At 61.2% G+C, this 12424-nt stretch carries 11 protein-coding genes; 6 read left to right on the forward strand and 5 right to left on the reverse strand.

Going from position 1 to position 12424, the window contains the following annotated elements; translation table 11 throughout:
* The first annotated feature begins 656 nt into the window (after positions 1 to 656).
* Genes V5E99_RS20475 through V5E99_RS20485 form a run of 3 tightly spaced genes read left to right on the forward strand, consistent with a single transcriptional unit; the run spans position 657 to position 3190 of the window.
* Positions 657 to 1739 (forward strand): bifunctional transcriptional activator/DNA repair enzyme AdaA, encoded by a 1083-nt coding sequence (locus tag V5E99_RS20475; RefSeq protein WP_499804074.1) that lies wholly within the window; start codon positions 657 to 659, stop codon positions 1737 to 1739.
* 24 nt (positions 1740 to 1763) lie between these two features.
* A complete protein-coding gene (locus tag V5E99_RS20480; RefSeq protein WP_499804075.1) occupies positions 1764 to 2567 on the forward strand; it encodes an isocitrate lyase/PEP mutase family protein in 804 nt (267 codons plus the stop codon).
* A 5-nt stretch (positions 2568 to 2572) separates the two neighbouring features.
* A complete protein-coding gene (locus tag V5E99_RS20485; protein WP_499804076.1) occupies positions 2573 to 3190 on the forward strand; it encodes a DNA-3-methyladenine glycosylase family protein in 618 nt (205 codons plus the stop codon).
* A 144-nt stretch (positions 3191 to 3334) separates the two neighbouring features.
* On the opposite strand, the gene V5E99_RS20490 is transcribed toward V5E99_RS20485, so the two are convergent.
* From V5E99_RS20490 to V5E99_RS20500, 3 genes are all read right to left on the reverse strand, one after another.
* Complete coding sequence (locus V5E99_RS20490) at positions 3335 to 4432, reverse strand: extracellular solute-binding protein (RefSeq protein WP_499804077.1); 1098 nt, start codon at positions 4430 to 4432, stop codon at positions 3335 to 3337.
* Between the two features lie 2 nt (positions 4433 to 4434).
* Complete coding sequence (aguA, locus tag V5E99_RS20495) at positions 4435 to 5550, reverse strand: agmatine deiminase (protein WP_499804078.1); 1116 nt, start codon at positions 5548 to 5550, stop codon at positions 4435 to 4437.
* A gap of 100 nt (positions 5551 to 5650) precedes the next feature.
* Positions 5651 to 6535, reverse strand: a complete 885-nt coding sequence (locus V5E99_RS20500) for a LysR substrate-binding domain-containing protein (RefSeq protein ID WP_499804079.1) — start codon at positions 6533 to 6535, stop codon at positions 5651 to 5653.
* 276 nt (positions 6536 to 6811) lie between these two features.
* Between V5E99_RS20500 and V5E99_RS20505 the strand changes: the two genes are divergently transcribed.
* The 3 genes from V5E99_RS20505 to V5E99_RS20515 all read left to right on the forward strand — a co-directional run bounded on the left by V5E99_RS20505 (position 6812) and on the right by V5E99_RS20515 (position 10158).
* Positions 6812 to 7216 (forward strand): PaaI family thioesterase, encoded by a 405-nt coding sequence (locus tag V5E99_RS20505; RefSeq protein WP_499804080.1) that lies wholly within the window; start codon positions 6812 to 6814, stop codon positions 7214 to 7216.
* Between the two features lie 46 nt (positions 7217 to 7262).
* Positions 7263 to 7751: a GFA family protein gene (locus V5E99_RS20510; protein WP_499804081.1), complete on the forward strand. Its 489-nt coding sequence runs from the start codon at positions 7263 to 7265 to the stop codon at positions 7749 to 7751.
* A gap of 172 nt (positions 7752 to 7923) precedes the next feature.
* Positions 7924 to 10158, forward strand: a complete 2235-nt coding sequence (locus V5E99_RS20515; protein ID WP_499804082.1) for a TonB-dependent siderophore receptor — start codon at positions 7924 to 7926, stop codon at positions 10156 to 10158.
* 144 nt (positions 10159 to 10302) lie between these two features.
* Here V5E99_RS20515 and V5E99_RS20520 read toward each other — a convergent pair whose 3' ends face one another.
* Positions 10303 to 11589 (reverse strand): ATP-binding protein, encoded by a 1287-nt coding sequence (locus tag V5E99_RS20520; protein WP_499804083.1) that lies wholly within the window; start codon positions 11587 to 11589, stop codon positions 10303 to 10305.
* The gene (locus V5E99_RS20525; RefSeq protein WP_499804084.1) at positions 11590 to 12336 is read right to left on the reverse strand and encodes a winged helix-turn-helix domain-containing protein; all 747 of its coding nucleotides are present in this window, start codon (positions 12334 to 12336) and stop codon (positions 11590 to 11592) included.
* Positions 12337 to 12424 lie beyond the last annotated feature (88 nt).

A 12424-nucleotide genomic window follows, 5' to 3' on the forward strand; every position in this document is an offset into this window, starting at 1 on the left:
AGTTAAAACATGATCCAACCTATATCCGTTACGCAAAATCTGAAAGAGTATGAGAGCGGGATCAACTGTCGAACGACTGCTTCTGGCCCAGAGTGTGTAAAACGTATTCGCGCTGAAACGGGCCATGAAAATCATCGGCAGCACAGTCTTGATTAAAGCGGTAACGGCGTAAAAACCAGTCTTTTTACCCCATTCAAAGGGCCTTAAGAAGTTGCTGAACGGTTTTAACTGTTCGTGAAGACATCACGAACTTGATCAGTCTGCGAAACGTAAGCACGGTCTCCTAGCGTTGATATAGAAAATCTAATCTGACGTTTTTACACACTCTCGGCCGAAAACCACCATTCCGCAGCGAACATTCAAGCTGGGCGCCCGCCATCCGAAAGGAAGACTGATTTACACCGCGCTTCTGCCGCAACTCGCCCTGCTCGGCGCTGTTCCTGACGCTGGAATGGGTCACCATCAGCGCCTACGCCTACATGGGTCTGCACATGCGCCGCTGGTTCGCCGAACCGCGAGGCAAGCAAATCTTCAACCGTTGCTGTGCGGGCCTGTTGTCGGCGGCGGCTTCGGTGTTGTTGATGGCGCGGCGTACGTAAAAATTCCCTGTCGATTTTCCGGTGGAGTCGTCGCCAATGCGGCCCTATGCTCAGCCCATGAACCTACAAAACGCTGTGCTGCCCCCCCACGCCGAGATGGTTCGCGCCATGCTCGAGCGCGACACCGCCTACGAAGGGGTGTTCTTTACGGCGGTGAAAACCACCGGGATCTTCTGCCGCCCCAGTTGCACGGCGCGCAAACCGAAACCGCAGAACGTCGAGTTCTTCGCCCATGCCGATGAGTGCCTGTCCGCCGGTTACCGCGCTTGTCTGCGTTGCAAACCGTTGGACGCGGCGGCGATTGCGCCGGATTGGGTGCAGCGGCTGCTCACATTGGTCGATGCCGAACCCGAGCAGCGCTGGACCGACATTCAACTGCAAACCGAGGGCATCGAGCCGCTCAAGTTGCGGCGCTGGTTCAAACAGCATTTCGGCATGACCTTTCACGCCTGGCTGCGCACCCGACGCTTGGGCATGGCCCTGGGCGGAATCAAGCAGGGCGAGTCCATCGACAACGTGGCGTTCGATTCTGGCTACGAATCCCTGAGCGGTTTTCGCGATGCCTTTCAAAAATCCTTTCACATCACGCCTGGCCGCGCGGTGAATAGCGAGCCGCTGCTGTTCACCCGGCTAACCACACCCCTGGGGCCGATGATTGCCATGGCAGAGCGGCGCGGGCTGGTGTTGCTGGAGTTCCTGGACCGGCCGGCGCTGACCCGGGAAGTCGAAGAATTGCAGAACCGTTATGGCTACGCCGTGGCACCGGGGCAGAACCCGCATTTGCAGCAGATCGAAGCGGAACTGACGCAATACTTCGCCGGCAAACGAACCGAATTCAGCGTGCCATTGCACCTGCCGGGCAGCGAATTCGCCAGGCAGGTCTGGGCCGAACTGGCGCAAATCCCCTACGGCCAGACCAGCACCTATGGCACCATCGCCGCGCTGCTGGGCAAACCCGGGGCCAGCCGCGCCGTGGGCCTGGCCAACGGGCATAACCGCTTGGCGATTGTGCTGCCGTGTCACCGGGTGATCGGTGCGGACGGCTCGCTGACCGGTTATGGTGGCGGGCAACCGCGCAAGGCGTTTCTCCTACGCCTGGAACAGGCTGCGGTGCAGATCACTCAACAATTGGCATTCTGAACATTTCATAGGGAAGGAAATTCGATGGACGCGTTTGACCAACAGTTCCACAGGCTGCATCAGGACGGCCTGCTGATCCTCACCAACGTCGCCGATGCCGCCGGAGCGCGACTGGTGCAACAACTGGGCAGCCAAGCCGTGGCCACCAGCAGCGCGGCGGTGGCCTGGGGGCATGGTTACCCGGACGGCAACGCCCTGCCCCTCGAACGTCTGGTGTCGACGGTCGAATCCATCGCCCGGGTGATCAACGTGCCGTTGACCGTGGACATCGAGGCCGGTTATTCCGATGACCTGGGGCGGGTGTCGGAAGTGATCGACGCGGTGATCGCCGCCGGAGCCGTCGGCATCAACATCGAGGACGGCGCGTCCCCGCCCGAGTTGCTGGTGCGCAAAATCGAAGTCGCCCGGCAAGTGGCCGAGCGTCGAGGTGTGAAGCTGTTCATCAATGCGCGCACCGACGTTTATCTCAAAAGCCTGGTGCCCGCCGAAGACCGTGTGGCCGAAACCCTCAAGCGCGCCGCGCTGTATCAGGCCGCCGGGGCCGATGGATTGTTCGCCGCGGGCGTGACGGCGGAGTATGAGATTGGCGCGATCTGTCGGGGCACGCCGCTGCCGGTGAACGTGCTGGGCCTGGCCGCCCTGCCGTCCCCCGACGAACTGAAAGCCCTCGGCGTGCGGCGGTTGAGCGCCGGATCGAGCATCGCCGAGTTCCTGTATGGCGCCATGGCCGGGCTGGCGAAAAGCTTTTCGGACACCGGCAAGCTCGACACGCACGACCTCAAGGCTTTCACCTATGGCGAGGTGAACGGCCTGCTGAAAAAATCCTGACCGGCATGCCCGATCTCTACCAGCCTGCCAGTACCTTTCTAGCGTCCATCGACGAGGACTGGCAGCGCCACATCGCCGCCATCGGCCCATGCCTGCATCAACCGCATCCAGCGCGTGATCCGTATGAATCGCTGGTGCGGGCGATTGCCTATCAGCAACTGCATGCCAAGGCCGGGGATGCGATTGTCGGGCGCCTACGGGCGTTGTTTCCCTTAAGCACCTTCCCCGGGCCCGAGCAGATTCTGGCGACTGACTTCGAGCACATGCGAAGCTGCGGGTTTTCCGCGAGCAAGATCGCGACCATTCAGGGGATCGCCCAAGCGACGCTGGACGGTGTGGTGCCGGATTACGCCACGGCGCTGGGCATGGATGATGAAGCATTGATCGAGCGCTTGATTACCCTGCGCGGCGTTGGACGCTGGACCGTGGAGATGCTGTTGATCTACAGCCTGGAGCGGCCGGATATTCTGCCGGCGGATGACTTCGGGGTACGCGAGGGGTATCGGCGGATGAAGGGGCTGGAGGTGCAGCCCACGCGTAAGCAGATGATTGAGATTGGGTTGGGGTGGAAGCCTTATCGGACGGTGGCTTCGTGGTATTTGTGGCGGGTGCCTGGCAGGTAGACCGCGTTATCGTTCTTCGCGAGCAAGCCCGCTCCCACAGGAGATCTCTGGTGGACACAAGATTTGTGGGCCCAGATAAACCCTGTGGGAGCGGGCTTGCTCGCGAAGGCGATTTCATATCCAACACATCACCTCACAGACAGGTCACAACCCCGACTTCAACCGACTGAACGCTCGAATCAAGGCGCGGTTAAAGTCTTTGCCGTTGTCATTTTTGCTGTACAGCGACGCCCTCACCGCCGCCGACGGGTACGTCCCCGGATCATTGCGAATCGCTGGATCGATTAAACCGTCCGCCGCCGTGATCGCATTGGCGTAGTGAATGGTGTCGGTGATGGGCGCAATCACCTGCGGCGTCATCAGGTAATCCATCAACGCCAGCCCGGCCTGCGGGTGCGGTGCATCCTTGGGGATGACCATGGCGTCGAACCAGATCAACGTGCCCTCCTTCGGAATCCGGTAACTCAGTTTGAACGGTTTGTTGGCGGCCTCGGCCTGGCCGGCCGCGATGGCCACATTGCCGTTCCACGACATCGCCACGCAGGTGTTGCCGTTGGCCAGGTCGCTGATGTTCAGGTCGTTGTCGAAGTAGCGGATGTAGGGCCGGATTTTCGCCAATTGCTGTTCGGCGAGTTTCAGGTCGTCGAGGCTCTGGCGGTTGATGTCCAGGCCCATGTACTTCATGACCGCCGCGAACACTTCGTTGGGATCGTTGAGCAGGCTGACCCCGCAATCGGCAAATTTCGAGACCACCGCCGGGTCGAACAACATCGCCCAGCTGTCCCGTGGCGCATCGGCCAGACGCTGCTTGACCGCCTCCTCCTGCGCCCCGACGCCCGTGGTGCCCCAGGCGTAGATCCCTGCGTATTTATTGCCCGGATCGAACACCGCCATGTGCTGGCGAAACTCCTCGCCGACGCCGGCAAAATGCGGCAGCCGCTGGTGGTCCAGCGGCTGGATCGCGCCGCTCTGGATCGCCCGGGACAAGTGCTGCCCCGCCGTCAGCACCAGATCATAGCCACTGCGGCCGGTGAGCAGTTTGGTCTCGACGGTTTCCAGGGAATCGAAGTGATCGGCGACCACGTGAATGCCGGTCTGCTTCTCGAAATTGCTCAGGGTGTCCGGGGCCAGGTACTCGCCCCAGATGTACAGGTTGACCACCGGCTTGGCGGTGTCGGCGGCCTGCACACACAGGGGTGCAAGCACCAGCAATAACGCTTGAGTCAGTTTGTGCAGGCCCATGATCACACTCCTTTTTGGACGCCGGCGTATTGCGGCATGGTGATGCACGCGACGTTGCCGCCGCCGAGGAGGATTTCCCGGGAGTTTTCGATGCCGAGAATCTTGTGCTGCGGGAACAGTTCGGCGAGGGTTGCCAACGCCACCTGATCCTGACGATCACCAAACAGCGGCACCACAATCGAGGTGTTGCCGGCATAGTAGTTGATGTACGACGCGCAGATTTTCGTCCCGGCTTGACGGGTGTGAGTGCTGTCTTGCTGGTCAAGACCTTCGGCTTCTTCGGCGGTCCATTCCAGCACGTCCGGTTGCGGCAGTTTGTGCACGATCAACTCACGACCACGGCTGTCCCGGGTGCTGCGCAGGATGTCGTAGGCCTCCTGGTAGATTTCCCACTGCGGATCATCGCGGTTGTCGGTCCATTGCAGCACCACTTCGCCGGGTCGGACGAAGCACGCGAGGTCATCGACATGGCCGTCGGTTTCGTCGAATTTGCAGCCCCGTGGCAGCCAGATGATTTGCTCGGCGCCGAGATAATCGGTCAGCCGCCGGGTGACTTCTTCCTTGCCCAAGTGCTGGTTGCGATTGCGGTTGAGCAGGCATTGCTCGGTGGTGAGGATGCTGCCCTGGCCGTCGCTCTGTATGCCGCCGAGTTCAGCGATCAGCGGCGCGCGGTAGCGGTCGAAGCGTTCGATTTCGAGGATCTTGCTGGCGATCTGATCGTCCTTGTCCCACGGGTAGTACAAGCCGCCGTCGAGGCCACCGTAGGCGTTGAACTCGAAATCCACGCCACGCACTTCGCCGCTGGCGTCGTTGACCACAAAACACGGGCCGCTGTCGCGAAACCAGGTGTCGTTGCAGGTCATTTCCACCACCCGCACTTGCGGCGGCAATTGCCGGCGCGCGGTGGCGAATTGTGCGGCGGAGGCACACACGGTGACCGGTTCGCTCTGGGAAATGGCGGTGACGATTTGCACCCAGACCTTCTGCGCAGGCTTGGCGCCGTTGCGCCACACGTCAGTGCGCTCCGGCCAGCCGAGCCAGCAGCCGGACTTGGTTTCGAACTCGCCAGGCAGGCGGAAGCCATCGAACTTGGGAGTGGAATCGAGCAAACGTGCCATGGACAAACCTCATCAGCGGGGATTGGAATGACCACAGGCTACGGTTGCCCGCGCCCTCCTCGCCAACGATGAATATTTCGGAACAGTTGAATTTAACTCATCAATCGACTAACTGATCGTTGAACCATTCCAGCATTTGCGCCACCGCCGGACGCTCCAGCCGCACCCGCTCGCACACCAGCGCGTACTGGCCCAGCGCGGTGATGTTGGCTGTGAAGGGACGCACCAATCGCCCGCTGAGCAGGTCTTCCTGGGCCGTGAGGTTATCGCCCATCGCCACGCCCTGCCCTTGGGCCGCCGCTTCCAGCGCCAGACCGGCGTGGGCGAAATACAGTTGCCGTTGCGGACGCTGATCGCCGGCGTGACTGGTGAGCCACGCGGTCCAGGTCTTGCCGTCCTGATCGTCGTGCAACAGGCAATGACGGGCCAGATCCTTCGGGTTTTTCAGCGTGCCCTGGTTGAACAGGCCGGGGCTGCACACCGGGAAAAACTGCAACGCCGGCAAGGGCCGGACAAAGTACGCGCTGCTGTCCACCGGCCCGGTGCCGTAGGTGATCGCCAGGTCGATGTCTTCCCCCGGCGCGGTGGCGTCGATCGGTTGTTCGTAGAGGTGCAACGTAATGTGCGGATAACGCGCGTAGAAATCCGTGAGGCGACTCATCAACCATTTCTGCGCCAACTCGGCGGTGACCGCCAGGCGCAATACCGCGAGCGATGCGGGATCGCGCAGTTCATCGCAGGCCTCACCGATCAGTTCGAAGGCCTGCTGCAAACTCTGCATCAAGCGCCCGGCGGCCATGGTCGGGCGAATCTGCCGACCCTCGCGGATAAACAGCGATACGCCCAGTTGTTCTTCGAGCTGACGAATCTGATGGCTGACGGCGCTGTCGGTGACGCACAACTCCGCAGCGGCCCGGCCGAAGTGGGCATGGCGGGCGGCGCATTCGAAGGTTTTCAGTGCGGCCAGGGAAGGTAGTCGTCGCATCGATCAAGCCTCTGTTTCGAGGCGGTCATGCTGCCCCGGCAACCGACACACGTCCACCCCCGTAGGAGCTGCCGAAGGCTGCGATCTTTTGATCTTGACCTTAGGTGGCCTACCCAGAAAAAGATCAAAAGATCAAAAGATCGCAGCCTTCGGCAGCTCCTACAGATTGGCAGTGATCCATTCACCGTAACTCCACCCGCCCATCACCCGCCTTTATCCACCATGACTTCCCCGTAAACCCGGCGCATGTTGCACCTTCAACCGGAGGGATTCGCCATGCTCAATGCACTCAAACAGATCAATTCAACCTCGGCGTTCAACCGCTGGGCCGGCTTCGAAGTCATTCGCGCCGAGAGCGGCGAGGCCGACGTGTCCATGGCTTTTCGCGAAGCCGACATGGCGCAGTACGCCGGTTTCCTGCATGCCGGGCTGATCGGTGCGTTGCTCGACACAGCGTGCGGGTTTGCCGCCGGGACGGTGGCCGGCAACGTGTTGGCTTCGCACTTTTCGGTCAATTGCCTGGCGCCCGCCGTCGGTGAGGTGTTTATCGCCAAGGGCCGGGTGGTGAAGGCCGGCAAGAAGCAGGTGTTCGCCCGTGCCGAGCTGTTCGCGCAAACCGGCGGCCAACTGAAACTGGTGGCGACCGGCGACGCGATCCTGGTGCCGGTCGAAGGCCGCTGAGGGTCTAGGCTGTCTTGAGTCCATTCAAGAACAGTCGGAGGTCGTCATGCAGCTCGAAGGTTCCTGCCACTGCGGCGCGGTGTCGTTCAGTCTGACCAGCGCCCACCCCTACCCTTATCAGCGTTGCTACTGCTCGATCTGCCGCAAGACCCAGGGCGGTGGCGGTTATGCGATCAATCTCGGCGGCGATGCCGGCAGCCTCAAGGTTCGCGGGCGCAAAAACATCGCGATCTACCATGCGCGGCTCAAGGATGAAGGCGACAAACGCGCCCATAGCAGCACGGCCGAGCGGCATTTCTGTGCGGTATGCGGCAGCGGTTTATGGTTGTTCAGCCCCGAGTGGCCGGAGTTGATCCACCCGTTCGCCTCGGCCATCGACACCCCGCTGCCGGTGCCGCCGGAGCATACGCATTTGATGCTCGGTTCGAAGGCGCCGTGGGTGGAGGTTGAGGTGAAGCCTGGGGATCAGCAATTCGAGGTTTATCCCAAAGAGTCGATTGCCGATTGGCATGAGCGGTTAGGTTTGAGCCAGTGAAGCTAAATCAAGAATAAACACCATAACTGTGGCGAGGGAGCAGGCTCCCTCGCCACAGAGTTTTGTGCCTGCATCAAATTATTTTTCACCCCGCAGTTCCCCTTTGCGTTTTTCGTTCGGTTAACCCTCAGAAGCATTCCATTACCGATCGATTCGATTCAAAGGGACCGCCATGTCGCACCACCTCGCCGCGCGTTTTCGTTTTGCCCTGTGCCCCTTGGCACTGGCCGTTCCGGCCGCCCTGCTGAGCCTTGCCCCCGCCGCCCATGCCGCTGAAACCGGCGCAGCCAAAGGCTCCGCGCTGCAACTGGACGCCACCAACATTTCCGGCCAGGCCCTGGGCGAAACCACCGAAGACACCCACGCCTACACCACCGGCTCGACGTCCTCGGCCACCGGCCTGCCGTTGTCGCTACGGGAAACCCCGCAGTCGGTGACCGTGATCACCCGCCAGCAAATGGACGATCGCGGCGTGCAGAGTGTCGGCGATGCGCTGCGTAACACTCCGGGCATCTCCACGCAAAAGTACGACAGTGACCGCACCGAGTTTTCCGCCCGGGGCTTTGCCATCACCAACTTCCAGTACGACGGGGTCAACCAGCCCTACGACGGCGTGTATGGCGAAAACCCCAACAACAGCGACGACTCGGCCAGCCTGGACCGCATCGAAGTGATCAAGGGCGCCACCGGCCTGATGACCGGCTCGGGCGACCCTTCGGCCACCGTCAACCTGATCCGCAAGAAACCGACCAAGGACTTCAAGGCCTCGGTCAGCGGCACCGTCGGCTCGTGGGATGCCTATCGCAGCACCGGCGACATTTCCGGTTCGCTGAATGATTCCGGCACCGTACGCGGACGCTTCGTCGGTTCGTACTCAGACAAGAATTCCTACCAGGATCACTACAGCCAGAAGAAAGACCTGTATTACGGCATCCTCGAAGCCGACCTGACCCCGGATACCCTGCTGACCTTCGGCATCGACAAATCCAGCGCCACCCCGCGCGGCAGTTCCTGGACCGGCAACCCGACGTATTTCGCCGATGGAGGCCGCACGGATTTCCCGCGTCACTTCAACCCGGGCGCCGACTGGAGCCGTCGCGACTTCGACGAAACCACGTACTTCACATCGCTGGAACAAGCCCTGGCCAATGACTGGAAACTCAAGGTCAGCATCGACCAGAAAACCACCGATCACGACACCCAACTGGCCTCGGCCAGCGGTGGTAACCCGGACCGCGCCACCGGCGAAGGCATGTTTTTGTACTGGGGGCGTTGGGAAGGTCATCGGGTGCAAAACACCGCTGACGTGAACGTCTCCGGGCCGTTCACCCTGGGCGGCCGCGAACATGAATTGGTGGCGGGCGTCATGACGTCCAATTCGCGTCAGACCGGTTCGACCTACGACACCAGCGCATTCGAAATGGTCCCGGGGAGCATTTATGACTGGGACGGTCACCTGCCGAAACAGGAATTTCCGAAGAACGGCAAGTACGAGCGCACCCAGAGCCAGAACGGCGTTTACCTGGCCACACGCCTGCGCCCGACCGACGACTTGTCGGTGATCCTCGGCAGCCGCCTGAGCACCTTCAAATACAACGAAGACTACCGCTACAACCCCGGCGCCGGACTGGACGACACCCACGCCAGCTACAAGGAACACGGGGTGGTCACGCCTTACGCCGGTGTGGTTTATGACCTGAACGATGTGTACTCGGTGTACGCCAGCTACACCTCGATCTACCAGCCGCAAACCTACAAGGACAGTAACGGCACGACCCTGGCACCGGTGGAAGGCGACAGCTATGAAACCGGTCTGAAAGCGGCGTACTTCGATGGCAAGCTGAACGCCAGCCTGGCGTTGTTCCGCATCGAGCAGGACGGCGTGGCCGAGTCGATCGGCACCAACCCGGTCACCAACGAAGGCATCTACAAAGCCATCGACGGCACCAAGACCCAAGGCGTGGAGCTGGAACTGGCCGGCGAACTGGCCGACGGCTGGAACCTCTCGGCCGGCTACACCTACGCCCGCACTCGGGATGCCGATGAGCAGCGGATCTTCGGTTTCCCGCTGTCCACCAGCAAACCGGAACACGTGGTCCGCACCTTCACCACCTATCGCCTGCCGGGCGCCCTGGACAAAGTTACCGTGGGTGGCGGCATCAGTTGGCAGAGCGCGTTTTACGGCAAAATCTACAGCCCGACCGTCAGCGATTACACCCAGATCAAACAGGGTGGCTACACCCTCGTGGACCTGATGACCCGCTATCAGTACAACGAGCACCTGAGTTTCACCGCCAACGCCAACAACGTGTTCGACAAGCGCTACCTGACGGGGTTGGGCAACTTCGACACCACGTTCTACGGCGAGCCGCGCAACCTGATGCTGACCACCAAGTGGGATTTCTAAGCCCACTCTGACAGCACGGGTGCTGCTGATGGCCTCTTCGCGGGCAAGCCTTGCTCCTACAGGTGATAGGCGATCACGCCCATGGGGTATGACGCAACACTGTAGGGGCGAGGCTTGCCTGCGAAAGCGTCCTCAAGAATGACACTAATCCAAATGCGCCCAGGTCATCCGAAACGACGCCCCGCCCCACGGCGAATCCGCCACTTCCACCTGCCCGCCATGGGACTGCGACACCCGCCGCACCAACGCCAATCCCAATCCGAAACCGCCGGTACGCCGATCACGGCTGGCATCGAGCCGCGAGAACGGTTCGAAGATCTTCTCCCGCCCGTCCACCGGCACGCCCGGCCCGTCATCGTTGACCCGCACTTCGTAATGATCGCCACTGCGCACCAATGACACTTCCACCCGGCCGTCGGCGTAGCGAATGGCATTGCGCAGCAGGTTGATCACCGCCCGGGCCATAAAGCGCGGCTCGATGCGCACCTGCTCGATCTGGCACTCGACAATCAGCAACTGCACCCCCGCCGCTTCCGCTTCCAGCGCCACACTGCCGACCACGCTGTCGAGCCAACTGCCGGCCTGAATGTTCTCCCGATTAATCACCGTGGCGCCGCGCTCGAGGCTGGCGTAAGTCAGCAACTCAGAGACCATTTCTTCCAGTTCGCCCAGGTCGGCGTACATGTCGGCGATCAGTTCGCGATTCTGCGCCGGGTCAGGTTGTTGCTTGAGCTGATCCAGTTCAAACGACAGCCGCGCAATCGGCGTGCGCAACTCATGGGACACCGCGTTGGTCAGCTCCCGTTGATTGGCGATCAGCCCTTCGATGCGCGCGGCCATGAGGTTGAAGTGTTCGGACAGGTCGCGGATGTTCGAGCGTTTGGACAGCTGAATCCGCGACGACAAATCGTTATCGCCGAAGCGCTCGGCGGCCAGGCGCAGTTTTTCCAGATCCCGCCAGTGCGGTCGCACCCAGATGAACAGCACGATGCCAATCAACACCGCCAGCATCAGGTAGGCCGCCGTGATGTAGAACGGCATCAGGCTCGGCTCGGCCGGCAGCTTGATGCTTAGCAATTGCGGGCCACCATCGATCGAAGAAATAAACTGCGTGTACTTTTCCCGAATCACCAGTAGGCCTTCGGCCAACAGCTTTTTCTCCTGATCGTCCAGGGCCAGTTGGTCGGCATTGACCAACGCCAGCCCCAGACCGTAATGCGGGCGCAAGGCGTCCAGTTGCTGTTCGCGGCCCGGACCTTCCAGGCCGCGCAACTGCTCCACCAACGAATACGCCTGACCGCGCACAGCCTCGCGGTTGTAGGCCTGCATCTGATTGTCGAGCAGCGCGTTGAAGGTGTGTTCGACGGTCTGCAACGCCAGCACCAGCCCCACCGCCAGCACCAGGTACAAGCCTAGAAATAACCGCAGCATTTAAAGCTCCCACGCGAACGGATTGAACAGGTAACCCTTGCCCCAGACGGTTTTGATACACGCCGGCTCGCGGGGATTGTCCCTGAGCTTGGCGCGCAGCTTGCTGATGTAGACGTCGACGCTGCGATTGAGGCCGTCGAAAGCGATGCCGCGCATGCGGTTGAGGATGTCATCCCGGGACAAAATCTTGCCGGCGGCGCTGGCCAGCAGCCACAGCAGCTCGAATTCCATGGTGGTCAACTCAATGCCCTCGCCCGCCAGCCGAACCTCGCGGCAACTGCGGTCGATGCTCAAATGGCCGAACGCCAGGGCGCTGCACACACTGGTGTCCGGCGCCTGACGCCGTTGCAAGGCGCGCAAACGGGCCAGCAACACCGGTGGCTTGATCGGTTTGATCACATAGTCGTCGGCGCCGGACTCCAGGCCGAGGATATGGTCGAGGTCATCCTCCTTGGCGGTGAGGATGACGATGGGCGTGTCGGACACGCTGCGGATCTCGCGGCACACGTGCAGGCCGCTCTGGCCCGGCAACATCAGGTCGAGTACCACGACTTTTGGTTTGAATTCGAGAAACGCGGCCAACGCCAGATCGCCACGATACACCGCCCGGACTTCGTAGCCGTGTTGGGACAGGAAATGCGCAATCAGCCCGGCGAGTTTTTCGTCGTCTTCCACCAGCAATACTTTGCCAAAACCCAGGTTATCCATAACGACCGTCTGCCAACCCTTGTTTGAAGTGGGCGGCATTATGGCGTCAATCGGTGGCAGGACGGTGACGGCAGGCAGCAAAAACCGGCCATGGGGGCCGGTTTTGGGTGATGTTTCATACTCTTAA

Origin of the sequence: Janthinobacterium sp. LPB2021202312-11-4, assembly GCF_037049705.1 — a bacterium.
In the GTDB taxonomy this organism is placed as follows: Bacteria; Pseudomonadota; Gammaproteobacteria; order Pseudomonadales; family Pseudomonadaceae; genus Aquipseudomonas.

Excerpts from the sequence above, each read along its gene's own strand:
- V5E99_RS20480 (WP_499804075.1), top strand. The coding sequence starts at position 1,764 with ATGGACGCGTTTGACCAACAGTTCCACAGGCTGCATCAGGACGGCCTG.
- V5E99_RS20515 (WP_499804082.1), top strand. The coding sequence starts at position 7,924 with ATGTCGCACCACCTCGCCGCGCGTTTTCGTTTTGCCCTGTGCCCCTTG.
- aguA (WP_499804078.1), bottom strand. The coding sequence starts at position 5,550 with ATGGCACGTTTGCTCGATTCCACTCCCAAGTTCGATGGCTTCCGCCTG.
- V5E99_RS20490 (WP_499804077.1), bottom strand. The coding sequence starts at position 4,432 with ATGGGCCTGCACAAACTGACTCAAGCGTTATTGCTGGTGCTTGCACCC.
- V5E99_RS20510 (WP_499804081.1), top strand. The coding sequence starts at position 7,263 with ATGCAGCTCGAAGGTTCCTGCCACTGCGGCGCGGTGTCGTTCAGTCTG.
- V5E99_RS20500 (WP_499804079.1), bottom strand. The coding sequence starts at position 6,535 with ATGCGACGACTACCTTCCCTGGCCGCACTGAAAACCTTCGAATGCGCC.
- V5E99_RS20520 (WP_499804083.1), bottom strand. The coding sequence starts at position 11,589 with ATGCTGCGGTTATTTCTAGGCTTGTACCTGGTGCTGGCGGTGGGGCTG.
- V5E99_RS20505 (WP_499804080.1), top strand. The coding sequence starts at position 6,812 with ATGCTCAATGCACTCAAACAGATCAATTCAACCTCGGCGTTCAACCGC.
- V5E99_RS20475 (WP_499804074.1), top strand. The coding sequence starts at position 657 with ATGAACCTACAAAACGCTGTGCTGCCCCCCCACGCCGAGATGGTTCGC.
- V5E99_RS20525 (WP_499804084.1), bottom strand. The coding sequence starts at position 12,336 with ATGCCGCCCACTTCAAACAAGGGTTGGCAGACGGTCGTTATGGATAAC.
- V5E99_RS20485 (WP_499804076.1), top strand. The coding sequence starts at position 2,573 with ATGCCCGATCTCTACCAGCCTGCCAGTACCTTTCTAGCGTCCATCGAC.